This is a genomic window from Actinoplanes sp. OR16 (assembly GCF_004001265.1).
Classification (GTDB): domain Bacteria; phylum Actinomycetota; class Actinomycetes; order Mycobacteriales; family Micromonosporaceae; genus Actinoplanes.
This window is the reverse complement of the sequence record NZ_AP019371.1, coordinates 6,406,917-6,431,461: the sequence shown is the minus strand read 5'-3', so window position 1 is coordinate 6,431,461 and position 24,545 is coordinate 6,406,917. Positions and strand designations below refer to the sequence as shown.

Sequence of the window (24,545 nt, the reverse complement as noted above, 5' to 3'; positions counted from 1 at the left end):
ACCGGGAAACGGTCATAATTCATGCGCTGCTCATCGGAGAGGACCTGGCCATCCACCACATCGACAGCGCACGAGTCCACCGGGGACAGTCGTCGTGAGCCTCCGTGTCCTGCTGGTGGAGGACGACGCCGGTGACGCCTTCCTGGTCGGCGAGCTCCTCCAGGAGAGCCCGGGGGCGTTCCACCTCACCGTGGCCGGCACGTTCGCCGAGGCGCAGACCCTGCTGGACGGCATCGACTGCGTCCTGCTCGACCTCGGCCTGCCCGACGCCGAGGGCATCGAGGGCCTGCGCAAGCTGCTCGCCGTCGCGGGCGATGCCGCGGTCTGCGTGCTGACCGGCCGTTCCGACGAGCACCTCGGCGTGGTGGCGGTCGCCGAGGGCGCCCAGGACTACCTGATCAAGGGGCAGGTGGACGGCGTCCTGCTGTCCCGGGCCCTGCGGTACGCGGTCGAGCGCCGGCGCGCCGACGAGAACGCCCGCCGCCTGCACGACGCCGAACTGCAGCAGGCCGAGTCGGCCCGGCTGGAACGCGGCCTGCTCCCCCAGCCGCTGATGACCACCGACGCGGCGGCGGTGCACACCTTCTACCGCTCGGGCCGCGGCTCCGGCCTGCTCGGCGGCGATTTCTTCGACGTCGTGCAGACCGGCCCGGCCACGTTGCAGGCGATCGTCGGCGACGTCTGCGGGCACGGGCCCGACGAGGCCGCGCTCGGCGCCGAGCTCCGGGTCGCCTGGCGGGCCCTGATCCTCGCCGGGGTGCCCGCCGACCACGTCCTGCCGTCCGTGGAGCAGGTGCTGGTCAGCGAGCGCCGGGCCCGCGAGGTGTTCACCACGATCGCCATGGTGACCGTCGACCTGGACGCCGGGCGGGTCACCACCCGGCTGGCCGGGCATCCGCCGCCGGTCCTGCTCGCCGGTGGCGACGCGGCGGCGCTGCCCGCACCCGCCGGGATCGTGCTCGGTGTACGGCCGCGCCCGGCGCCGGTCCACGAGACCACCCTCCCGGACGACGACTGGTCGCTGCTGCTCTACACCGACGGTCTGATCGAGGGCCGCACCGCTGACGGCGGGCGGCTCGGCCAGGCCGGGCTCGGCGACCTGCTGAGGGCGTCCGCCGCGGTGCCGGTCGACGAGGTGCCGGAGTGGCTGGTGGACCGGGCCGAGCGCGCCAACGGGGGCCCGCTCGCCGACGACGTGGCAATGCTGCTGATCACGAAGAAGAAGGATCGATGAGTTCCTGGACTCTGCGGCGCCGGGTCGTCGCGCTGTTCGTCATCGCCGGGGTCCTGATGGCCGGGCTCGGTCTCGTCGCGGTGTTCATCACCGCCGACAGCAACCGGAACCTCGACGTCATCCTGGAGAAGACCGGTCCGATGCGGGTGGCCGGTGAGGAGCTCAACGCGGCGTACCTGGACCAGGAGACGTCGATCCGCGGGTTCGCGCTGAGCGGCTCGGCGGAGAGCCTCCAGCCGTACGAGCGTGGCCGCCAGGCCGAACGGGATCTGCTCGCGGAGATCGAGTCGCTGAACGCGGCGGACGGTCACGCGGCGATCGACGAGGACCTGCGCCAGGTGCGGGAGCTGGCCGCGCGGTGGCAGGCCGACGTCGCCGAGCAGGTCATCGCCGCCGTGCGTTCCGGGGACACGAGCCAGCAGCTCGACGAGGCGGCGAGCACCGCGCGATTCGACGCGCTGCGCGCCGGAGTCGACGATCTGCGCGCGGACATCCTGGCCCTGCGCAACGAGGCTGCGGCCGCTGCCCGGCGTACCGGGAAGATCCTGATCGTCCTGGAGATCAGTGCCGCGGCCATGGTGATCGTGGTGGGCGCGGCGATGCTGCTGCTCCTGGACCGCCTGGTCAGCCGGCCGGTGACGACCCTCGCGACGCAGGTGCGGCAGGTCGCGGCGGGCGACTACGAGCGGCGGATCTCCAGTGGCGGCTCGCCGGAGCTGCGCGGTCTCGCCGACGACGTGGACGGCATGCGGCGGCAGATCGCCGCGGAGCTGAGCGAGGTCAGCGAGGCCCGCCGCCAGGTGGAGGCCGCCAAGGAGGAGCTGGAGCTCAAGGCCGCCGAGCTGACCCGGTCCAACCGGGATCTCGAGCAGTTCGCCTACGTCGCCTCGCACGACCTGCAGGAGCCGCTGCGCAAGGTGGCCAGCTTCTGCCAGCTGCTGCAACGCCGGTACGCCGGGCAGCTCGACGCCCGCGCCGACCAGTACATCGCGTTCGCCACCGACGGCGCCCAGCGCATGCAACGGCTCATCAACGATCTGCTGGCGTTCTCCCGCATCGGCCGGCTCACCACGGGTTTCCGGACCGTCGACCTGAACCGGGTGCTGACCGAGGCGACCTCACAGCTCGCCTCGCGTACCGGGGACGACGCCCGGATCACCGCGGACCCGCTCCCCGAGGTGAACGGCGAGGAGCCGATCCTGACCGCGGTCTTCGTCAACCTGATCGGCAACTCGCTGAAGTTCCGCCGCCCCGACGTGCCGCCCGAGGTGCACGTCTCGGCCGAGCGGGACGGCGACCAGTGGAAGATCAATGTGCGGGACAACGGCATCGGGATCGAGGCCGAGTACGCCGACAAGGTGTTCGTCATCTTCCAGCGGCTGCACCCGCGTGACGCCTACGAGGGCACCGGCATCGGCCTCGCCGTCGTCAAGAAGATCATCGAGTACCACGGCGGGCGGATCTGGCTCGACCTCGACGCCTCACCGGGCGCCTCGGTGTGGTTCACGCTGCCGGCGGCTCCGGAGGTCCCGGCGGTCCCGGCGTCGTCGTCGTCGTCGGAGGATCTCGCTCCCGAGGACGCTCTCAGCGCGCGATGACCCTGGTCGCCGCCGTCAGCAGGGACACCCCCTGGTCGGCGGCGGCCAGGCGCAACCGCGGGTACGCCTCACCGTCTCCCTCCATCAGCGTCAGCGCGAGCTGGAGCGTCTCGCGCACGCACACCGCCTCGGCGAGCCCGTTCACCAACTCCTCGCCACCGGCGTCCAGGTTCTCGGCGAGCGGCAGGTCGGGGTCGAACGCGGCGCTGATCCCCTCGCCGAGGGCGGTGATCGCGGCAGGGTCGCTGCCGTACAGGTCGAGGGTCGCCACCCGGGCGCCACTGCCGGTGGTCAGCGGCACGGAGACCACCGCCAGGCCCATCCCGGCCGCCTCGTCCCGGAAGCCCGGCCAGCTGATCGCCGTCGTACCGAGACCCTCCAGGGCTTCGCCGACCGCGACGACACAGCTCCCGTCGTCCGGCCGGGCGCGGATCGCCGCGTAGTCGACCCCGCCGATCCGGTCGGCGGCCAGCTCGGCGATCCGCTTCAGGCGGGTGTCGAGGTCCGGCATGTCGTCCGGCGTCCCGGCGAGCGCGACGACCGCTTCGGCGAGCGGTTGCCGCGTGCTGGTTGGAGTCCGTGTGGATGGGGATGACGTCATATCACCCAGCTCCCTCCAGTAGTCGATCGTGGTCAAGTGGGTACCCGCCCGGTCGCCTTTCACACGGATGTCAACGCCTGGCCGCTGTGGGAAAGCTGAAGGTTTGGTCTTACCACTAGGGTGACGCGATGCGATTCAAGAAGTGCCTCATCGGGGTGGCGGTCGTCGCCGTCACGCTCACCGGCGGCGCCGGTGAAGCGGTGGCGGCTCCCGCCAAGGTCACGGCTTCTTCGGTCTCGGCTGCGAAGACGGTCAAGTACGTCTTCCCGGTCAAGGCCAAGAACGTCTCGTTTCACAAGACCCACGCCGGGTACCCGGCCACCGACATCTTCGCCGCCTGCGGCAAGCCGTTCGTGGCCACCACCAGCGGCGTCGTGCTCGAGGTGAGCCGGGTCGACAAGTACAAGAAGGGCATGAAGGACGGCCCGTACAACGGCGGCAAGTTCGTCTCCATCAAGGGTGACGACGGCGTCCGCTACTACGGTTCGCACCTGAGCAGCGTCACGAAGGGCATCAAGAAGGGCGTCAAGGTCAAGGCCGGCCAGAAGCTCGGCACGGTCGGCAAGACCGGCAACGCGAGCGGCGTCTGCCACGTGCACTACGGCATCTCGCCGCCGTGCAAGAAGGCCGGCGACTGGAAGGTCCGCCGGGGCGTCATCTGGCCCGCGAAGTACCTCACGTCGTGGCGCAAGGGCGGCAAGAAGAGCCCGGTCGCCGCGGTGAAGGCATGGCAGAAGAAGAACGGCTGCAAGGCCTGAGAACATGGTGGCGCCGGGTGCGAGCCCGGCGCCACGAGAAAGGCCGGGAAGATGACCGAATTCGATATCCGAGACATTCCGTTCAGCCGTCGCGGGTCGTGGTTCGGCATCTCTCCGGTGATCGCCGAGAACGTTCACGCCGACGATCTGCATCTCGTCTCCCACCAGACCGGCATGCATCCGGTCCTGCGGTTCGTGGTCGCCGACGCGAGGGTGACCGTGACACCGGCCGTGCTCTCCTGGCAGGCGGCGGGCGGGCGGATCGATCTCGTCTACCAGAGCGCCGACACGATCCGGCTGCGCGGCGACGGCCTGGGGATCCGGGTGGCCGCCGCGGCGTCGACGCTCACGCCGTTCAGTGGCACCTACCTCTACCGGGACCCGGCGGACGGATCGTTCGTCTTCACCTCCTACGAGACCGGCCGGCGATATCGGCTGACCGTGCTCACCGGCTCCCCCGTCGCCCGGGGTCTCGAACTGCTCGGCTCCGGGGATCGGCACGTCGACCTGCCGGGCGGGCCGGCCTGGGAGATCGCCATCGAGGAGTACGCGGCGGCGCGGGCGCCGTTCTCCTCCCCGGTTCCGTTCGCCGAGGTGGTGTCGGCGGCACGGGACGCGTTCGATTCCTTCGTCGACGCGGTCGCACCGTGGCGCGGCGGGCAGACGCCGGCCGCCGAGCTCGCGGCGTACGTCATCTGGTCGGCCACCGTCTCCCCGGGCGGTTTCGTCACCCGGCCCGCCGTCCTCATGTCCAAGCACTGGATGGACAAGGTGTGGAGCTGGGATCACTGCTTCAACGCGATCGCGCTGGCCGCCGGTGAGCCGGCGCTGGCCTGGGACCAGTTCCTGCTCCCCTTCGACCACCAGGACCCGGCCGGTGCGCTACCCGACTCGGTGACGCACTCCGAGGTCCTCTACAACTTCGTGAAACCGCCGATCCACGGCTGGGCGTTCGGGCTGCTGCGCCGACGCCTCGGCCCGCTGCCCGCCGGCCGGCTCACCGAGGCGTACGACCGGATGGCCGCCCAGGCCCGGTTCTGGCTCGACCACCGGCGGGTTCCCGGTGACGCGCTGCCGTACTACCAGCACGGCAACGACAGCGGCTGGGACAACGCCACCACGTTCGACGCGGGCCGGCTGCTGCAGACCGCCGACCTCGCCGCGTTCCTCGTCCTGCACCTGCGGGAACTGTCCGTCCTCGCGGCCGAGCTGGGCCTCGACCACGACTGGGAGACGGCCGCCGCCGAACTGGAGAAGAACCTGTTCGCCCGGCTGTGGGACGGCGGCCGCTTCGTGGCCCTGCGACCCGGCTCCCCTTCCTCGGCCAGTAGCAGCCTTCTCGCGCTCATGCCGATGGTGCTCGGCGACACGCTCCCGCCCGAGGTGCGCGACCACCTCGTCGCCGGGCTGCGTGAGCACCTCACCGACCAGGGGCTCGCCACCGAACCGGTCGCCTCGCCGCACTACGTGGCCGACGGCTACTGGCGCGGCCCGATCTGGGCGCCGTCCACCGTGTTGATCGAGGACGGCCTGCGCCGGGCCGGGGAGACCGCCCTCGCCGACGAGGTGAGCGCGCGTTTCCGGGCGTTGTGCGAGCGGTCCGGGTTCGCCGAGAACTTCGACGCGGTCACCGGCCGGGGCCTGCGCGACCGCGCCTACACGTGGACGGCCGCCTGCTACCTCATCCTCGCCGAGGCGCACGCCCGCCGATCAGCGAGCTGACCGCCGCGGCGGTCGTCGTGCCGTAGATCCTCTCTCCTGCCGCCGCTCATGATCGGAGCCTGAAGACGGAAGGCCTAGTCTTGCCGGCATGAGCGGAGTGACTGTCGTCGGCGCCGGTGTCGTCGGGCTGAGCGTGGCCCATGAGCTGGCCTCCGCCGGTCATCGGGTGCGGATCCTGGCGGCACGGCCGGCCGCCGAGAGCGTGTCGTCGGTAGCCGCGGCGATCTGGTTCCCGCACGATGTGAAACGGTCACCGGCCGTCGTCGATTCGTCGGCCGTCGCCTATCGGCGGTTCCGGGAACTGGCCGCGGATCCGGCCACCGGCGTGCACATGCGGGCGGGGATGGTTCACGTGCGCCGGCCCGACGCGGATCTGTCCTGGACGCGGGCCGTGCCCGATCATGTGGTGACGGAAGCGGGCGTGCGCTGCACCGTGCCGTTGATCGAGACGGGCGTGTACTTGTCGTGGTTGACGGCTTCGGTGCGGGCTCTCGACGTACAAATCCGGATTTATGATGTCGAATCGCTCGCTGAGATCGATGATGACGCCATCGTCGTGGCCGCCGGGATCAGGTCGGCGCAGCTGCTCGGCGACGACGAGGTGTACCCGATCCGCGGCCAGGTCGTGCGCCTCGCCAACCCGGGCCTCACCGACTGGCTCACCGACGACGACAACCCGGACGGCCTCACCTACGTGGTCCCCCGCCGCGACGACGTGGTCTGCGGCGGCACCGGCGACACCGGCTCCTGGGACGAGACCCCGGACCCGGACACCGAGGCCGCCATCCTGCGCCGCGTCCGCGCCCTCGTCCCGGAACTGGAGAACCAGCCGATCCTCTCCCGAGCCGTGGGCCTGCGCCCGGCCCGCTCGTCGGTGCGCGTCGAGGCGGTGCAGGGTCACGACCGGCCGGTCTACGCCTGCTACGGCCACGGAGGCGCAGGCGTCACCCTCTCCTGGGGCGACGCGGCCCGCATCGCCACCCTCATCAGCGGCTGATCCAGTCCTCCGCCGGCGACCCGTCGTCCGCCAGCCCGAACCGGCGCACCCGATCGGCGCCGGCGTGGTCCCCGAGCGTCTCCAGCAGCCCGTCGGTGCGCCGCCGCAGTGGCCGGAGCCTGTTCCGGCGTCCTCCGCGCGCTCGTCGAGTGGCTGATCCGCCTGCTGTCGTGACGCTGCCGACAGCAGTCATCCGGCGGATGGCGGTGTGTGGTCGCCGGGGCAGCCTCGGAGTTCGAGAGGCTGGAACCACCGAAAGGGAACACCATGTCGATGTCTGCACTGGGCGCCGGACCCTTCGACGACGCCTTCCGCCGGTTCTTCGGGGCGGAGCGGCCGGTTCAGCGGGTGGATTTGACGCGGCTGCTGACGAGTGACGCGCGGGACGTGATCGAGCACGCCGCCGAGCTGGCCGCCAAAGCCGGCGATCCGGATCTGAGCACCGAGCACCTGCTTTCGGCGGCGGCGCAGCTACCGGCGAGCAGGCAGTTGCTGCACCGGCTCGGCGTCGACCCGGATCGGCTGGTGACGCGGGTGAGGAACGGTTCGGCAGCGAGCGGGCAGGCGCCGTCGCTGACGCCGGCGGCGAAACGGGCGCTGCTCGACGCGCACCGGCAGGCCCGGGAGGCGGGGTCGACCTACATCGGTCCGGAGCACCTGCTGCTCGGGCTGGCGGCGAACCCGGAGACGCCGGCCGGGCAGATCCTGCGCCGGCTGGCCGGGCCGGACCGGGACGCGCTGCCGGTGAGCCGGGCGCCGCAGCGGCCGAGCACGACGCCGGCCCTCGACGAGTACGGCCGGGATCTCACCGAGGAAGCCCGCAACGGCCGGCTGGACCCGGTGGTGGGGAGGGCCGAGGAGGTGGAGCAGACCATCGAGGTGCTGTCCCGGCGTACGAAGAACAATCCCGTCCTGATCGGGGACCCCGGCGTGGGAAAGACCGCCATCGTCGAAGGCATCGCCCAGCGCATCGTCGCCGGTGACGTGCCGCGGACCCTCGCCGGGAAGCGGCTGGTGGCGCTGGACCTGGCCGGGATGGTGGCCGGCGCCCGCTACCGCGGCGACTTCGAGGAGCGGCTCACGACGGTGATCGCCGAGGTCGCGAAGAGCGACGTGATCCTCTTCGTCGATGAGCTGCACACGATCACCGGTGCGGGCGCGGGCGGCGACTCGTCGCTGGACGCCGGGAACATCCTCAAGCCGGCACTGTCCCGCGGCGACCTGAACGTCGTCGGCGCCACCACCGTCGGCGAGTACCGCACCGGCATCGAGAAGGACCCGGCCCTGGAACGCCGCTTCCAGCCGATCCTCGTCTCCGAGCCGGACGTCGAGGAGACCGTGGCGATCCTTCGCGGACTGCGGGACCGCTACGAGGCGCACCACCAGGTCCGGATCACCGAGGAGGCGCTGGTCGCGGCGGCCGAGCTGTCCGACCGGTACATCACGGCACGATTCCTTCCGGACAAGGCCATCGACCTGATCGACCAGGCCGGGGCACGGGTGCGGCTGCGGGCCCACATGCCGGCGCCGGAGGCGCAGCGCATCGAACAGCTGCGGCGTGACCGGGACAGCGCCGTCGCCGCCGAGGACTACGACCGCGCGCAGCGGATCAAGGCCGCGCTGGAGATCGCCGAGAACGAGCTGGCCCAGGCGCAGGACGAGAAGGCCGGCATCGTGCCGGAGGTGACCGGAATCGACATCGCCGAAGTGGTCGCCCGCCGTACCGGCATCCCGGTCTCGCGGGTCTCCCAGGAGGAGAAGGATCGCCTGCTCCAGCTGGAGGCGCACCTGCACGAGCGGGTCATCGGCCAGGACGAGGCGGTCGGCGCGGTGGCCCGGGCGGTCCGGCGGGCGCGAGCCGGGATGTCCGATCCGGGCCGGCCGGACGGCTCGTTCCTCTTCCTCGGCCCGACCGGCGTCGGAAAGACCGAACTGGCCCGCGCGCTCGCCGAGGCGCTCTTCGGCGACCAGGATCGAATGATCCGTTTCGACATGAGCGAGTTCCAGGAGCGGCACACGGTCTCCCGCCTGGTCGGCGCGCCGCCCGGCTACGTCGGCTACGAGGAGGCCGGTCAGCTGACCGAAGCGGTGCGTCGCAAGCCGTACAGCGTGCTGCTCCTCGACGAGATCGAGAAGGCCCACCCGGACGTCTTCAACACGTTGCTGCAGCTCCTGGACGACGGCCGGCTCACCGACGGCCAGGGACGCACGGTCAGCTTCGCCACCACCGTCGTGATCATGACGAGCAACCTGGGCGCCGACCGGATCCTCAACGCGACCACCCGAGGCCTGTCCATCGAGGACCTGCGCGAGGAGCTGATGACCCTTCTCGGTCAGAGCTTCCGCCCCGAATTCCTCAACCGGATCGACGACATCATCCTTTTCCACGGCCTCGACCGCACCCAGCTCCGCCAGATCACGCTGCTTCTGGTCGAGCAGAGCCGCGCCCGCCTCCACGCCCAGCACGTCGACCTGGAATTCACCGACGAGGCGATCGACCTGCTCGCCGGAATCGGTCACCAGCCCCAGTTCGGCGCCCGCCCGCTCCGCCGCACGATCCAGCGCCTCCTCGACGACGAACTAGCCTCCCAGCTGCTGGCCGGCGACATCTCCGCAGGCGACACCGTCTATGTGACAGCGACGGACGGCCACCTGGCGATGACGAATTCTCCCGCCTGACCCCTCTTCCTTCCTTGTACGACCGGCCGCGCTGCTCTCGGCAGCGCGGCCCACCCCGCGACGACCACTCGTGGAAGCCGCCTCCGGTGCCGGCGCACCCGCTCCGAGTCCGGCACCGGTAGGCACGATCGTGGTGGTTCCGGCGACCAGCGTCCCCGGACGTCACCTCTAGGCGAAGGCCTTCACCTCCAGCAGGCCGACCGACGCGGTGCCACTCGTCAGGGCGACCCGCAGCCGGGTCGTGCTGATCTGCCCGAAGGTGACCGCGTTGTACTGGTTCGCGGCCACCGTGTAGGCCGACGGCGACGGCACGTCCACATAGGCGCTGCCGTTCCAGTACTGCAGCTTCCACGACGCCGGCAGATCGATGCCCTGGCCGTCGTCGAAGAAGTAGACCTGCGCCGACCTCAGTGACACCGCGGACGGCCAGGTCAGCTCGGCCCACTGCTGACCGGTGTTCGGCCAGGTGCCCCACCGCGGGTTCACCGTGTCGTTCGAGGACGGCGGGTCGATGCCGTCGTTCAGTGCCGCGACGCTCTCCCACGCCGAGGTGTAGGAGGCGCTCGGGGTGGCCGGCAATGCCAGATTCGACGACGGCGGCACCACGACCCCGCTGTGGTAGAGCTTCAGCTCGGTCAGCCCGGTCTTCGCCGTGCCGCTCGGCTGGGTGAACACGATCCGCAGCCGGGACGTGCTGACGGCGGTGAAGTTCACCTTGTTGTAGTTGGACTGCGGTGCGGCCGGCGACTTCACCGGGGAGGACACCGCCACCCACGCCGAGCCGTTCCAATACTGCACCGTGTAGGCCGACGGCGGCCGGTACCGGTTGCCGGCCCGGTCGTTGCGGAAGTAGATCGCCGCCTCGTCGACGGTCGTGGCCGAGCCGAGGTTCACCTCGTACCAGTCGGTGGCGTTGGTGCTGCCGTACGAGCCCCACAGCGGCGCGTTCGTGGGCAGCCCGTCGATCGCGCCGGCCACGGTCGTGCCCGAGGTGGTGTAGGACGCCGAGCCGGTCGCGCCCGACGCCAGGTTGGTGGACGAGGAGACGCCGGCCTTGGCCAGGATGTCGGTCATCCGGGCACTGTTCTGCACCACGGCCGGCGCCGCCTGCAATCCGGAGAAGGCGGCGCTGTACGCCACGGTCCCGCCGGTGGTGACCGCTCCGGTCGCCGGGTTGTACGTGAACGGCACGAGCTGGTTCAGCGTCGCCACCCGCGTGCCGTTCAGGTAGATCGAGTAGCCCTGCGGCACCCCGGAGTACCGGGTCACGCCGTCCGCCGGGTCGTCCCAGACGATCGACAGGTCGGCGTTGCGGTACCGCAGGTTGTTCACCGCGAAGTGCGACCACCCGATGTTGATCGGCGACAGCTCGATCTGGGTGTCGTTGCGCGGCCGCAGCCCCGCCACGTCCTCGATGATCGTCCAGTTGCTGCTGCCGAGGATGTTGTGGTGGATCCAGGACCGGTACGTGATGGCGCTGCCGTTCCAGTCGGCCCAGAACTCGTTCGCGTCGGGCCAGTTGGTGTTGCCGTCGACGTACTGCGCCCAGGCGTTCCAGTAGAGCAGCTTCTTGTAGTCCTCGGCGCTCATCCACGAGTTCGCGTAGTTGCGCAGCGCCGATGAGTAGAGCCGGAACTGCACCGTCGAGTTGATCGTCGAGAAGTTGTTGCTGCCCGGGTTGCCGGCCGCCGCGGCAGCCGCCTTGTCGACCTGATTCGCGGTGTAGAACGGGAAGATCGGGTACTGCGCCGGCTCCGCGAACAGACGCAACGCCTCGCGGTACTGGGCGGTGTTCGGCATCAGGCCCACGGCGTACGGATAATAGTTGTTGATCTCTTTCCAGGGCACGAACTCGTTCGTCGGCACGTGCTTGTGTTCCAGCAGCCGACGCGAGGGATTCCACAGCGTGTTGATCACGCCGGTGCGGATCCGGTCGGCGAGCGTCTGCATCTCGGTGGCCTTGGCCGTGTTGCCCATCAGCGTGTACGCGTCCCGCGCTGCGTTCGCGGCGCTCCAGACGTATGCGGTCTCGGCGCGGTCGAGATTGCCGTCGCGCCAGTGGAACGAGACGGCGTCGGCGTCGTTGCCGGTCATCGCGCCCCAGTTGTACTCGATCACGCCGTTGTCGTTGGTGTCGTACGTGGCGAGCTGCCCCTTCGCGTCGCCCTCGGCGTACCGGGCGAAGTTGGTGAGCATGGCCGGCTGTCCACCATGGATCTGGTAGGCACGCCAGGCCGCCTCGGCGATGTACTGGGTGTACGAGTTCGACCAGTTCTCCGGGTCACCCGGGTTGTCCATGAACCGGCCGTTCGCCGAATACTGGCCGACCGCGAAGTACGGCCCGTAGGAGTATTCCGCGTTGCGCAGGTACTTCAGGTCGTCGATGTGCATCGGCTGGGTCAGCGCGATCGCGTTGTTGTAGCCGGTCACGCCCTCGATCGACTGCGGGAACTGGAAGTCCTGCCCCGGGATGTCCGCGTCGAGGTGGTTGAACCGCATCAGCCACCAGCGGTAGTAGATGTTCTTCTTGATCGCGGCGTCCGGCACGTCGATGTAGGGGACGTTGTCGGCCCACCACTTGTTGTACTCGCGCACGTGCGTCGCGAACGCGTCGGCCGGCGTCCGGGTGCGGTTGGCGTCGTACTCGGTCCGCGACTGCGGGATCTCGTTCGCCACGAAGCCGAGCTGCACCTTCACGGTGGTCGTCGCCCCGGCCGCGACCGTCACCGAGCGGCTGAGCGCGCCGCTCGCCGCGGTGAACCCGTCACCGGAGAACCGCGGGTAGAGCGTCGTCAGGTTGTTCTTCACCGCCCGGGTGCCGGTCAGCTCGGTGCCGCTCACGGTGGTGGCGTACGGCGAGGTCGCGTTCAGCGTCAGCGTGGTCGAGGCGCTGCCGGTGTTCACCACCGCGATGGTGGTGACCAGCACGTTGTTGTTCGTGATGAACTTCGTGACGTCGAGCCGGACCGCGCCGTTCGTGTGCACGCTCTTCCAGTGGCTCGGCGTCTGCCGGCGCTGCGCGACCTGCTCGGTGAAGGTCCCGGTCGAGGCCGTGACGGCGTAGGCGTTCTGACTGCTGATGTTGTCCCAGTACGCAGCGTTGCCACCGAAGCCGATCACCGCGGGGTTGTGGGTGTACATGAACGCGGCGCGCCCGCGGGTCATCAGCCAGGTGCCGGCCGGGTCGTTGCCGGTGCGGGCCAGCAGCCGGTCCATCCAGAAGTCGGTGCCGGACGACTCGGCGTCGTAGATGGCCTTCATGGTGTTGCCGGTCGTGTAGCCGACCGGCGGCGCCGGGATCGAGCCGGCGTTCGTGAACGCGGGATAGCCGATGGTCTGGGCGGCGAGGGCGGGTGATGCCGGGACGGTCAGGCCCGTGGCGACCAGGACGGCGGCGACGATGATGTGACGTCTTCTCATGCCTGGAACGCCTTCCACTCGAGCACACCGGTGGAGTAGCCGCTTCGTGACGTCATGGTGAGGCGCAGCCGCGTCGTGCTGATCGTGTTGAACGTCAATACGTTGTCAACATTGCCCGCGACGCCACATATTGACTGGAGTGCAATGTTGACGTATTGACTGCCGTTCCAATACTGCAGCTGGCATGTTGCCGGCACGTCGATGCCCTGATTGTCATCGAACCAGTAGACCGACGACTTGTTGATGTTCCGTGCTGCCGGCCACTGATATTCGATCCACTGTGTTCCCTGCTGTGGCCAGTTGCCGTAGGCGAGGCTGGACCGGTCCTGCGAGTTGACGGGTACACCACCGTTGTTGATTGCCGCGAGACTCTCCCAGGACGACACATAGGAGGTGGACGCGGTGGCGCTGGTCGCGAGGTTGACAGCACCGCCACCGGTCGTCGGGATGACGCGCTGGATCGTCCCGTCGGCGTTGAAGTACAGCTTGTCGACCGCCACGGACCTGCGGAAGTTGCCACCACCGGGCGCGTCGGCGGTGTGGTAGACGAGGTAGTTCTGGCCGTTCAGCTCGGCGATCCCGGCGTGGTTCGTCGTGGACGACACCTGGCCGAGCACGATGCCGCGTTCCGTCCACGGCCCGAGCGGATTGGTCGCGGTGGCGTACCGCTGGCAGGCGAAGCTGGAGCTGGTGACGCAGCCGTTCGTGTCGTTCGCCGCGTACATCAGGTAGTAGAGGCCGTTGCGCTTGAACATCCACGGGGCCTCCCAGTAGTTGGTGAGTCCCTGCGGCGTGACGACCGAGCCGACCGTGTCGATCATGTTGGCGGCGAGCTTGACGGCGCGCGGCGCCCAGTAGCCACCCCAGTACATGTAGGCCTGGCCGTCGTCGTCGACGAAGACCGTCGGGTCGATGTTGAGCCCTGACGAGTTCGGTGTGCTGTCGCTGATCAGCGGGCCGCCCTTGGCGTCGGTGAACGGGCCGAGCGGCGAGTTGCCGACCGCGACGCCGATGTTCATCCAGCCCGCGCCGTTGCCGTTGACCGAGGTGTACCAGTAGTACTTGCCGTTACGCGGCTCGACTTCACTGGCCCACGCGTCGGCGCCGGCCCACGGGAAGGTGGAGATGTTCGCCTTCGCGCCGTTGTCGGTCCAGGTGTTCGCGTCGGTGGACGACAGGACGTGCCATTCACGCATGACGAAGTTGCCGGTGCCGGCCGGCGCTTCGTCACGTCCGGCGTAGACGTACATGGTGTCGCCGACCACGAGAGGGGCCGGGTCGGCCGTGTAGATGCTGGTGATGATGGGGTTGGCGGCGTGGACGGGCACGGCGGACACGGCCGCTGCCGTGATCACCCCGCATGTGACCGCCAGCCATCGTCGGACCGACATGGCGCTCCTTCCAACTACCAGTGGAGTGCGATAGGGACATTTCGGAGGCGGACATGTACGCGTTCCCGCCGCTGAGCAGCACTCCGCGGCCGCTCCGCCCGGTGGTGCGGGCGCCGGCTCGCGCCGGCGCCCGTGATCGCTAGTAGCCGTACCGGCTCTTCAGGTGGCGCCACCAGTCGCGGAACATCCACGCGTCGAACTCGGTGATCGAGGTGGCGCTGCCGGCCTTCATGAGGAAGCCGCCCACCCCGGTCGGGGTCCAGTCGTAGAAGTCGTCGAGACCCCAGGTATGGCCGATCTCGTGCAGCAGGATGTGCAGGTTCGCGGCGTTGATGTTGTTCATGTAGTACTCGCGGCCGACCCGCTGTCCCCAGTCGCCGCCGGCGCCGCCACCGAAGCCGTCGGTGAGCCACAGTGACTGGTCGTAGTGCCGGGCGTAGCCGCCGGGACAGTTTGGGTACTGCCCGTTCTGGTTGAAGAACCGGCCGCACGGCACCGAGCACTGCGGCGCGTTCTCCCGGATGTCGTTGACGTAGACGTCCACCGACGTGTCGCTCCACTGCAACTGGGAGCGGTTGCGCACGGCCCAGCCGACGCCCCGGACCGGGACGTCGCCGTACGGCCAGGCGTTGTGCCCGGCCAGTTCGTCCATCCACTTCTTGTGCTGCCGGGCCAGGGTGGCGTGGATCTGGTCGCGCTGGGCGGCGGTCACCGTCGCCGACGAGTCCCAGCGGACGCAGTAGTTGATGTAGCCACGGTTGGCCATGACCTGGTCCCAGCCGTAGTTGCGGAAGCCGTACAGGTTGCCGTACGTCTGCTCCTGGTGCTGCCAGACCTGGTTGAGCGGTGTCACCAGGGGGGCCGGCGGGCTCCAGGTGGCCGGGGCGGCCTGGGCGGCAGCGGCGGGGAACATGATGATCGCCAGCACGGCGGCGATCAGGATCCGGATTCTCACGGAACCTCCTTGATCGACGGACGTCGATGTCTTGGATGGGATTTCGCCGCCCGTTCCCGGACGTGCGAGATCGTCAGGCGGGCTCCGTACCTTCGCCCCGGTGGTGCTTTCGCCTGCCGGTGACGCTGCCCTACGAAAAGGTTTTCGGCAAGGTGCTCATCATGTTACGAATAGATTCCTGTCAACGGTCGAGCTGCTGGGAGCGGCTATGGGTCGCACGCGTTCGCAGGCGGTCACTCTCGCGGATGTGGCACGCCTGGCAGGCGTTTCGGTCGCCACGGCATCCAAGGCGCTCAACGCCCGGGACCAGGTCGCGGCCGCCACCCGGGAGCGGGTGCTGCGCGCCGCGGCAGAGCTGTCCTTCCATCCGTACGGCCGGGTCAAGTCGATCGGGCTGCTCACCGACGAGCGCGGCGGCCGGTTCGCGATGCCGATCCTGATCGGCGCCGAGGCGGCGATCGCCGACCCGATCCCGGTGCTGCTCTGCGACCCGGGCGGCGACCCCCGGCGGCAGCGGCACTACCTGGCGGCGCTGGCCCGGCACGTCGAGGGCTTCATCGTGCTCGGCGACGACAACGACCTGCGGCCGGCACTCCCCCGCGATCTCCCGGTGCCGGTGGTCTACGCCTACGGCGAGTCCGATCATCCCGGCGACGTCTCGGTGCTCGCCGACGACGAGGGCGGCGCCCGGCTGGCCGCCGAGCATCTGATCACTCTCGGACGCCGGCGGATCGCGCACATCACGGGCCCGTCGTCCTACCGCGCCGCGCGCTCCCGAGCGGCCGGCGTGGTCGAGGTCCTGGCGGGGCACGGTCTGCGTCCGGCGGGAGGGCGGCCCCGGTACGGCGAATGGTCGCAGCGCTGGGGCCGTGAAGCAGCGTATGAACTGCTGTCCGCGATGCCGGACACGGACGCCGTGTTCTGCGGCAACGACCAGATCGCCGCCGGGGTGGCGCAGACCCTGCACGAGCGGGGCCGGCGGGTGCCCGACGACGTGGCAGTGGTCGGATTCGACAACTGGACCGAGTTCGCCGCCGACTGCCGGCCGCCGCTCACCACCGTCGACCTGAACCTGGAACAGCTCGGCGCCACCGCGGTCCGCCACCTGTTCGCGGCGATCGGCGGCCACCCGTCGCACGGGGTGCAGCGCCACCCCTGCCACCTGGTGATCCGCGAGTCCACGACGGCGCCGTGGCTGGTCGGATGAACGTCAGATCAGCCCGTTCTCGCGCGCCAGCACCACGGCCTCGCCGCGCCGGGCCACACCGAGCTTGCGATAGATCGCCCGCATGTGCGCCTTCACCGTGTTGACCGAGATGCTCAGCTCCGCGCCGATCTCCGCGGCCGTCATCATCGTCGGCAGGCAGCGCAGCACGTCGGCTTCGCGCTCACTCAGCCCGAGCGACCGGGCCGCCTTGCCGGTCGCCCGGATGCCGGCGTCGACCTGGTCGAGGAAGGCGGTGACATCGCTGTTCGACAGCCGGAGCCGGTGCAGCAGCTCCCCGAGGCGGCCGCCGGCGTAGGTCACGAACGGCCGCCTGACACCCTCCCGCTCGGCCAGCGACACCGCCGCGGTCAGCAGCTCCGCGGCCCGGCTCGCCTGGCCCCGGGCGTCCGCCACCAACGCCCCGACGACCCGGGCCTCGACCTCGGTGACGACCGGGAGGATCCCGCGCGGCTCGGTCGCCAGCAGGTCCTCGGCCAGCCGCAGGTCACGCGAGGCGAGCGCGGCGCCGGCCCGCACCACCCGGGTCCGGAAGCCGTCACCGCCACCGGGCCCGCCGGCCTCCGCCTCCACCTCGGACAACCAGTCGTCGAGGTGCGGCAGCCGGACTCGGCCGCCCCGGTCGGAGCGGGCCGCTTCGAGCAGGAAGCGCGCCTTCGCGGCGTCCCCGGCGGCGACCGCCAGCCGGGCCTGCACGCCGGACAGCACGATCTGCTGGGCGATCTCCGGATCGGTGTGGTACGCCAGGGCGCCGTCTGCCGCCGCCTCCTCCGCCGCGCCGAGCTCGTTCCGTTCCAGGTGGACGAGGGCGCCGGCCAGGTGCGCGGCCACCGCCTGCACGGTGTTCTGCCAGCCCCGGCGGGCGGCGGTCTCCCGGGCGTCCGCGGCGAGCCGGCCCGCCTCCCGGACCGACCCGTGCCACACCTGCAGCAGAGCGAGGTGCCCGGCCGCGTTGATCTCCACCAGTTCCAGTCCCGCCGCCCGGGCCGCCCCGATCGCCGCCCACAGGTCCCGGCTCGCCCCGCCGACGTCGCCGAGCCAGAGCCGGGCCAGGCCACGGTTGTTCAGGGCGATCGCCCGGTACCGCGCCACCACGGCGGCGTCCGTCCCGGCGTCCTCGGTGATCAGCTGCAGCAGGTCGTCGCAGCCCTCGACGATGGCCGGCATGTCACCGGCCGACCGGTCCGCCGCCAGCTGCAGGGTCAGCATCATGACCTCGGCCGGACGCCGGGTGTCGCTCTCCGGCCTGCGGCGCAGCTGCTCACGGGCGTAGCTGAGCCGTGCCGGGATCGCGTCGTAGTCGCCGGCGTGGAAGATCAGCACAGCGCCGCAGACCATCAGCTCCGGGGTGGTGGTCAGCTGCTCCGGCGGCACCTGTTCGAGGATCCGGACCAGCTGCCCGCGGTGGGCGGAGAGGACGAGCAGCCCGGCCTGGCCGGTGACGACGCGGCCGACGTACGGCCAGTCGCGGGCCGCGATCGCGTGCTCCAAGGCCTCCAGCACGGAATTGTTGCCGGCATGCCAGCGGGCGGCGCGGCGGTGCAGCTCGGAGATGGTCGCCGGGGTCTCGCGCAGCAGGTTGTGGCCGAGCGCCTCCCGGAACAGCGGATGGTAGCGGAACCACAGCGGCCGCTCGCCGAGCCGGGCCACGAAGTCGTTGTCGTGCTCCAGCCGCTCCAGGGTGCGCTGGCCGTCGTGGTCGGCGGTGATCGCGTCGGCCAGCCCGGCGCAGACCCGCTCGCAGATGCTGGTCTGCAGCAGGAAGCGCCGCTGCCGCCGGGATCGCCCGGAGAGCACCTCCTGGATCATGTATTCGAGCACGCCCCGGGAGTCGCCGGCGAAATCGGCCACCGACCGCTCGTCCCCGCCCGCGGAGAGGAAACCGGCGCTGAGGTGCAGGCCGACCGCCCACCCCTCGGTGCGGGCCAGCAGCTCGGCGACCTCGCCGGTGCTACGGGCGAGCCCGTACCCGCCGAGCAGCGTGGCCGTCTCGTCGCCGGTGAACGCGAGCTGCGCCGCCCCGATCTCGGTGACGTGCCCGGCCGCCCGCAGGCGGTGCAGGGGCAGCGCCGGCTGCGACCGGCTGATCAGGACGAGCCGCAGTCCGGCCGGCGGATGCCGCAGCAGGTCGGCGAGGTCGGCCAGCACCCGGGCGTCGATGATCTCGTGGAAGTCGTCGACGACCAGGACCGCGGGCGACGGCAGCCGGCTCAGCCCGTCGGCCAGCCGGCGGACGCGCTCACCGTCGTCGGCCGGGATCGCACCCATGCCGGCCAGCGGATTGCCGGCCGGGACGACGCCGGACTCGCGTAGCGCCGCGACCACATAGGCCCAGAACACCTGCGGATCGTTGTCGTGCCGGTCCAGGCTGAGCCATGCCACCGGCGTCTCCCGCGACTGCGCCCACGCCGAGACCAGCATCGTCTTGCCCCATCCGGCGCCCGCGCAGACCACGGTGACCGGCGAGGCGACCGCGGCGTCCAGTGCCGCGCACAGCCGTTCCCGGTCCACACCCGGCCGCATCCGTGGTCGCCCGAGCTTGGCCGCCAGCAGGGGAAGCAGCAACGCCGGGCCGCTGACCGGCTCGCCGTCACCCACGATTCGCTGCTCCACCGCCACCATCCCACCGGTTTCCCGCGTCCAGCCCCCGCCCCCGTAACGGAAACCGCGCTCCGGAAGGAAAGCATGCTGAGGATTACGCGGGCAAGGAGCCAGCGCACCTCGAGATGGGTGACCTCCACCGCGTCGTTCCCGTGCCCGAGCCGATTCCACGGCGGCACCTCGAGCTGCACGTTGCCGGCGCCTCCCGGGTGGCCACCTGCTCGACCGCCGGGTGCTCCTGGAAGGCCGGCCGGCGTCGACCACCAGATGGCCGGCGAGCACGAGGCCGGTCAGCGGGTGGTCACCGCGGTCGCCGGCCGGCCGGTCGATCCGGCCGTCCCGCCCGTCCCGGAAGGCCAGGTCGGCGGTGAGCCTGGCCCGGAACGCGCCGAGACGGCCATCGGCCAGGTGGAATCCGCGAACTGTTTCGGTGCGAGCAGCAGGTTCTTGACCTCCGGCCGTGGTGCTGTTCCGCCGCAAGTCTCCGGCCGCTCGTCGCCGATCACCTCATCCTTGGCGAGTGACCCGCCCGCCCGCCAACTGGCGGAGAGATTCCGCCGCGTGGCGCTCGATCGCTCCGGGCCTGCCGATCATCCTGGTGACACCGATCACACCTCGTGGAGGAGGCCCGTTCATGACCGTCGTGCCGTTCGATCCCGAACTCGGCGCCGCGCTGAGCGCCATCGCCGAGCAGCTCCCCCCGGCGCTCACGCGAGAGATGATCCCGATCATGCGGCAGGGCGTGGCGCTCGCCCCGGTCAGCGACGACGACCTGCGGCGCGGCGGGAAGTTCACGGTCGAGGAGCGCACCGTACCCGGTCTCGGCGGCGACCCGGACATCTCGCTGCTGATCTGCCGGCCGGCCGGGGCGACCGGGACGCTCGGCTGCGTCTACCACACCCACGGCGGCGGGATGATCCTCGGCGACAACCGGACCGGCGTGCCCGAGATGCTGGACTGGGCCGAGCGGTTCGGCCTCGTCGTGGTCTCGGTGGAGTACCGGCTCGCCCCGGAGACGCCCCACCCCGGCCCGGTGAACGACTGCTACGCCGGCCTGCTCTGGACCGCCGCGCACGCCGCCGAACTGGGCTTCGACCCGGACCGGCTGATCGTCGCCGGTGGCAGCGCCGGTGGCGGGCTGGCCGCGGCACTGGCCCTGATGGCCCGGGACCGCGGCGGGCCGGCGCTGCTCGGCCAGATGCTGATCTACCCGATGCTGGACGACCGCAACGACACCCCGTCCGCCGTGCAGATGGCCGGGCTCGGGATCTGGGACCGCACCGCGAACGAGACCGGCTGGGGCGCTCTCCTCGGCGAGTCCGCCGGCGGGCCGGACGTATCCCCGTACGCCGCGCCGGCCCGTGCCACCGACCTCTCCGGCCTGCCGCCCGCGTTCATCGACGTCGGCAGCGCGGAGACGTTCCGGGACGAGGACGTCGCCTACGCGAGCCGGATCTGGCAGGCCGGCGGCCGCGCCGAACTGCACGTCTGGCCGGGCGCGTTCCACGGCTTCGACAGCATGGTGCCGAGCGCGGCGCTCTCCCAGGACGCACGGGACGCACGGGTACGGTGGCTGAACCGCCTCTTCAGCAAATAGCGTGGAGGCATGAAGGACCTGGCCGTCCGGCTCGCCGCCCTGGACGCGGACGCCGGCGCCGCGGTGCGGGTCATCGCGTACTTCGACAGTCTCGCCGAGGCCGGGGCCGGCCTGCAGAGCATCGTCCGCGGCGCGGCGGTGCTCGCCGGCTGCCCGGCCCGGCTCGACGACACCGCCCGGCGGGTGCACATCCGGGTCCTGCCGGACGGCGTCACGTCACCGTCGCCGTCCGCGCCCGACGATCGCTGGCCGTCGCATGATGCCGGGTCCGCGACGCTGCGCCTGGAACGGTCCGGCGCTGCGGGCCCGGTCGACGCGATGGTGCTGGAACGTGCCGCCGGCGCCGCCCGGACCGTTCTCGATCGCACCCGGGGCCGCGCTCCGGCCGCCGACGAGACCGCCCTCGTCGAGCTGGTGGTCGACGACGACGCCCCGGCCGACGCCCGCCTGCGAGCCGCGCGTCACCTCGGGCTCCCGGCTGACGCGCCGGCTTTCGTCCTGGTCCTTCACTCCGGCGGCGTACGGGTGAAAGCCGCCCCCACGGATCCCGGTGCTCACCAGGGCGGCGGCGAGGCGGTCCCTCAGCGGCCGGGCGGTACGCCTCCGGAGCGGGCCGGGGTGGGGCTCGCGGTGTCCGTTCTCGAACTTCCGGTCTCGTGCCGGGCTGCCCGGGTCGCTCTGCGGTTCAGCGCCGCCGGGACCGATGAGGATCCGGGTGAGCGGGTGGTGCACTTCTCGGCTCTGGGAGCGCTGGCGGCCCTCGCCGCGGTTCCGGAGCCGGGTTCGGTGCCTGATGTGCGCGTCCTCGAGCACGCGGCGGCCGGCGCGCCGTGGCTGCTGCCGACCCTGCACGCGGTGGCCACCACGATCAGCCTGCGGGCCGCGGCCGGCCGGCTCCGGCTGCATCACTCCACGTTGCAGGATCGGGTGGCGCACGCCGAGCACCTGCTGGGCTGGAGTGTCCGCGACCCGCACGGACTCCTCCGGACCCAGCTGGCGCTCACCCTGCGGCGTCTGCACCACAACCCGCCTGCCTATTGAGGAACGTCGCTGGAGAGCTCGTCGAGGACGGCACGCTCGTCGGCGGTGAGGTCGAGCGTGGCCGAGGCCAGCAGGGCCGGGAGCTGCTCGACCGTGCGGGCCGAGGCGATCGGCGCGGCGATGTTGGGGCGGCCGCGCAACCAGGACAGCGCCACCGTCGGCACCTCGGCGTCGTGCGCCGCCGCGATCTCCTCCAGCGCCGTGATCACGGCGAGGCCCGCCTCGTTGAGGAACTGGTTCGCGCCCCGGCCGCGCGGCGACTGCGCGAGATCGTCCGAGGACTTGTACTTTCCGGTCAGGAAACCGCTGGCGAGCGCGTAGTAGGGCACCACCGCGAGGTTCTCGTCGGCCGCCACCGGCGCGATGTCCCGCTCGTAAGCACCCCGGCGCACCAGGTTGTAGTGCGGCTGCAACGCCACCGGCAGCGTCAGGTTCTCCCGCCGGGCGATCGCGAACCACTCCCGGATCCGGTCGCCGCTGTAGTTGGAGAGGCCGATCGCGCGCGCCTTGCCCGCCTTCACCACCGCGTCGAACGCGGCGGCGGTCTCCTCCAGCGGAGTGCTCGCGTCGTCGAAATGCGCCCAGTAGAGGTCGATGTGGTCGGTGCGGAGACGTTGCAGCGAGGCGTCCACGGCGGCTGCCACGTTCGCCGCCTTCAGCCCTTTGAACCGCGGGTGCTGGCTGACCTTCGTGCCGATCACCACCCGGTCACGGTCGCCGCGTGCCGCCAGCCAGCTACCGATGATCGTCTCGGACTCGCCGCCCTCGTTCCCCGGCACCCACGCCGAGTAGCTGTCCGCCGTGTCGATGAAGTCGCCGCCACCCTCGACGTACGCGTCCAGCACCCGATGCGACGTGGCCTCGTCGCTGGTCCACCCGAAGGTGTTGCCGCCGAGGGCAAGCGGAAAGACGTCGATGCCGCCCATGGAACATCCTCTCGTCGTCGAGACAGTCGTGATCAGCCTCCCACTGGTTCCCGCTCCCACAGCAGAGCGGGCCAGTGATCCACGCCTCTCTCGTCGGGCGGCGGCTCTCGGTACGACATTGGCCTGAACGAGTGCGAACTGATTGGATCTTTCGGAGGGCCACTCCAGCGCTTAGCGTGGCGGGCATGACTACGAGGGTCGACTTCTACTTCGACGCTGCCTGCCCGTTCGCCTGGATCACGTCGCGGTGGATTCTGGAGGTGCGGCCGCTGCGGGATCTGGAACTGCATTTCCGGCCGATGAGCCTGTTCGTGCTCAATGAGGGCGCTGACCTGCCGGAATGGTATCGGGACCTGGTCGATCGGTCGCTCGGGCCGGCTCGCGTGGTGACGGCGGTGCTGCAGGAGCAGGGGCCGGAGCGGCTGGAAGAGCTCTACACGGCGCTCGGGACACGGATCCACCAGCAGGGGAACAAGGACTTCGACGCCGTCGTCGCGGAGGCGCTCGCGGAACTCGGGATGCCGGAGGAACTGGCGCGGGTGGCCGGAAGTGATCGGTACGACGAGGTGCTGCGGAAGATCCACCACGAGGGTACGGAGGTCGGCACGCCTAGCATACACATCGATGGGACGGCGTTCTTCGGGCCGGTGCTCAACCGGATCCCGCGCGGCGAGGAGGCGGCGCGGATCTTCGACGCCACCCGGACGCTGGCGAACTACGACGGCTTCTTCGAGTTCAAGCGGACCCGGACCGGCGGGCTCGATTTCAGCTGACGAATCGCTTCACCGGCGCCCAGTGTCACCGGCGGGTCGCTTCACTGGCGGCGCAGGGTGGTGGCCGGGTCCTCGTGGAAGCGGGCGCGGTACTGCGCGGCGAAGAGGTCCTGGCGGGGGAAGCTCCAGCGGCGGGCGATCTCGTCCAGCGAATGGTGGGCCGGGTCGGCGGCGCGCAGTTCGGCGTGGGCGGCGAGCAGGCGGATCTGGCGGAGGTAGGCCATCGGGGTCAGGCCGTGGCGGCTCAGGAAACCGGCGCGCAGCTGGCTCGCGGTCACGCCGGCGATCTCGGCGAGCTTCGCGACGGTGTACGCCCGGCGTGGATCGTCGTGGATCGCGTCGACGGCCGCGGTGATGCCACGGGGCGTGGAGCGTACGCGGGAAGGGTCGTGCAGTTGATCTGCGTATTGGTGGTCGACCGCGAGTAGCAGCGCCGTCATCAGCGCCTCCTCCAGCGGCGCCGCGACCAGCGGCCGGTGGAAGATGCTGTCCGGGTTGCCGACCTCCTCGCCGAGCAGGCGGATCAGGGCGGCGCAGCTGCGGCCGGGCGGGCGGCTGACGTCGAGGCGGCCGGCGAAGCGGATCGGACCACGGACCGGCACGTCGTGGACGTCGCGGAGACACGCCTCCATCGCCCAGCGATCGATCTTGACGGCGAAGAGGCGGCAGTCGGCGCTGGTGTAATGCAGCTCGGTGTGGCCCACCGGGCGGTAGACGGCGGCCTGCCGCGGCCCGCCCTCCAGCGGACGGCGGCCCTGACCGGCGAAGAAGTGCCCGGACGCCGCGAGGTTGACGTGGTAGCCGCCCAGCTCGCCGACGGATATCGCCACCGGTGTGCCGTAGCGGACGTCGCCGATCGTCATCGCGTCCAACTTCAGGAACGCGTAGTGGGCGTCCAGCCGCGCACCCCGCTCGAGCAGGCGCATCGAGCGGGGGTACATGTGCTCGCCGCAGACCTCACGCGCCTCGTCGAGGTCGCCGGTCCGCACCGAGATCGCGGGTTCGCCCACGCCGGGCAAAGGTACCC

At 70.9% G+C, this 24,545-nt stretch carries 18 protein-coding genes; 10 read left to right on the top strand and 8 right to left on the bottom strand.

Going from position 1 to position 24,545, the window contains the following annotated elements:
- Positions 1–94 precede the first annotated feature (94 nt).
- Positions 95–1,234, top strand: coding sequence for a PP2C family protein-serine/threonine phosphatase (locus EP757_RS29375; protein WP_127551460.1), 1,140 nt, complete (start codon positions 95–97; stop codon positions 1,232–1,234).
- Positions 1,231–2,832, top strand: coding sequence for an ATP-binding protein (locus EP757_RS29370; protein ID WP_127551458.1), 1,602 nt, complete (start codon positions 1,231–1,233; stop codon positions 2,830–2,832). The genes EP757_RS29375 and EP757_RS29370 overlap by 4 nt, the downstream gene beginning before the upstream one ends.
- On the opposite strand, the gene EP757_RS29365 is transcribed toward EP757_RS29370, so the two are convergent.
- On the bottom strand, positions 2,819–3,433 hold the full coding sequence (locus tag EP757_RS29365; protein ID WP_127551456.1) for a hypothetical protein: 615 nt from the start codon (positions 3,431–3,433) through the stop codon (positions 2,819–2,821). The two genes, EP757_RS29370 and EP757_RS29365, sit on opposite strands and share 14 nt — an antisense overlap.
- A gap of 128 nt (positions 3,434–3,561) precedes the next feature.
- Here EP757_RS29365 and EP757_RS29360 point away from each other — a divergent pair, with 128 nt between their 5' ends.
- From EP757_RS29360 to EP757_RS29350, 3 genes are all read left to right on the top strand, one after another.
- Entirely contained in the window at positions 3,562–4,191 is a 630-nt protein-coding gene (locus EP757_RS29360) for a M23 family metallopeptidase (RefSeq protein WP_127551454.1), read from the top strand.
- A 51-nt stretch (positions 4,192–4,242) separates the two neighbouring features.
- Positions 4,243–5,913, top strand: coding sequence for an amylo-alpha-1,6-glucosidase (locus tag EP757_RS29355; protein WP_127551452.1), 1,671 nt, complete (start codon positions 4,243–4,245; stop codon positions 5,911–5,913).
- 88 nt (positions 5,914–6,001) lie between these two features.
- Positions 6,002–6,910, top strand: a complete 909-nt coding sequence (locus EP757_RS29350) for an FAD-binding oxidoreductase (protein WP_127551450.1) — start codon at positions 6,002–6,004, stop codon at positions 6,908–6,910.
- Here EP757_RS29350 and EP757_RS29345 read toward each other — a convergent pair.
- Entirely contained in the window at positions 6,900–7,103 is a 204-nt protein-coding gene (locus EP757_RS29345) for a hypothetical protein (protein WP_127551448.1), read from the bottom strand. The two genes, EP757_RS29350 and EP757_RS29345, sit on opposite strands and share 11 nt — an antisense overlap.
- 74 nt (positions 7,104–7,177) lie before the next feature.
- Here EP757_RS29345 and EP757_RS29340 point away from each other — a divergent pair, with 74 nt between their 5' ends.
- Positions 7,178–9,589 (top strand): ATP-dependent Clp protease ATP-binding subunit, encoded by a 2,412-nt coding sequence (locus tag EP757_RS29340; protein WP_127551446.1) that lies wholly within the window; start codon positions 7,178–7,180, stop codon positions 9,587–9,589.
- Positions 9,590–9,757: 168 nt separating this feature from the next.
- On the opposite strand, the gene EP757_RS29335 is transcribed toward EP757_RS29340, so the two are convergent.
- The 3 genes from EP757_RS29335 to EP757_RS29325 form a co-directional block, all read right to left on the bottom strand.
- The gene (locus EP757_RS29335; protein ID WP_127551444.1) at positions 9,758–13,009 is read right to left on the bottom strand and encodes a discoidin domain-containing protein; all 3,252 of its coding nucleotides are present in this window, start codon (positions 13,007–13,009) and stop codon (positions 9,758–9,760) included.
- Positions 13,006–14,400: a glycoside hydrolase family 43 protein gene (locus EP757_RS29330; protein WP_127551442.1), complete on the bottom strand. Its 1,395-nt coding sequence runs from the start codon at positions 14,398–14,400 to the stop codon at positions 13,006–13,008. Before EP757_RS29330 ends, EP757_RS29335 begins: the two co-directional genes overlap by 4 nt.
- A gap of 139 nt (positions 14,401–14,539) precedes the next feature.
- The gene (locus tag EP757_RS29325) at positions 14,540–15,355 is read right to left on the bottom strand and encodes a hypothetical protein (protein ID WP_232050061.1); all 816 of its coding nucleotides are present in this window, start codon (positions 15,353–15,355) and stop codon (positions 14,540–14,542) included.
- Positions 15,356–15,563: 208 nt separating this feature from the next.
- On the opposite strand from EP757_RS29325, the gene EP757_RS29320 reads away from it, so the two are divergent.
- Positions 15,564–16,562, top strand: a complete 999-nt coding sequence (locus tag EP757_RS29320; protein WP_127551439.1) for a LacI family DNA-binding transcriptional regulator — start codon at positions 15,564–15,566, stop codon at positions 16,560–16,562.
- Positions 16,563–16,565: 3 nt separating this feature from the next.
- On the opposite strand, the gene EP757_RS29315 is transcribed toward EP757_RS29320, so the two are convergent.
- Positions 16,566–19,193, bottom strand: coding sequence for a LuxR C-terminal-related transcriptional regulator (locus EP757_RS29315; RefSeq protein ID WP_127551437.1), 2,628 nt, complete (start codon positions 19,191–19,193; stop codon positions 16,566–16,568).
- Between the two features lie 622 nt (positions 19,194–19,815).
- On the opposite strand from EP757_RS29315, the gene EP757_RS29310 reads away from it, so the two are divergent.
- Both EP757_RS29310 and EP757_RS29305 read left to right on the top strand, forming a co-directional pair.
- Complete coding sequence (locus tag EP757_RS29310; RefSeq protein WP_127551435.1) at positions 19,816–20,778, top strand: alpha/beta hydrolase; 963 nt, start codon at positions 19,816–19,818, stop codon at positions 20,776–20,778.
- A 9-nt stretch (positions 20,779–20,787) separates the two neighbouring features.
- Positions 20,788–21,819, top strand: a complete 1,032-nt coding sequence (locus EP757_RS29305) for a helix-turn-helix domain-containing protein (protein ID WP_127551433.1) — start codon at positions 20,788–20,790, stop codon at positions 21,817–21,819.
- Here EP757_RS29305 and EP757_RS29300 read toward each other — a convergent pair.
- The gene (locus tag EP757_RS29300) at positions 21,813–22,745 is read right to left on the bottom strand and encodes an aldo/keto reductase (protein ID WP_127551431.1); all 933 of its coding nucleotides are present in this window, start codon (positions 22,743–22,745) and stop codon (positions 21,813–21,815) included. The genes EP757_RS29305 and EP757_RS29300 overlap by 7 nt on opposite strands.
- Before the next feature lie 185 nt (positions 22,746–22,930).
- Between EP757_RS29300 and EP757_RS29295 the strand changes: the two genes are divergently transcribed.
- Positions 22,931–23,518 (top strand): DsbA family protein, encoded by a 588-nt coding sequence (locus EP757_RS29295; RefSeq protein WP_127551429.1) that lies wholly within the window; start codon positions 22,931–22,933, stop codon positions 23,516–23,518.
- Positions 23,519–23,559: 41 nt separating this feature from the next.
- On the opposite strand, the gene EP757_RS29290 is transcribed toward EP757_RS29295, so the two are convergent.
- A complete protein-coding gene (locus EP757_RS29290; RefSeq protein WP_127551427.1) occupies positions 23,560–24,528 on the bottom strand; it encodes an AraC family transcriptional regulator in 969 nt (322 codons plus the stop codon).
- Between the last annotated feature and the right edge of the window lie 17 nt (positions 24,529–24,545).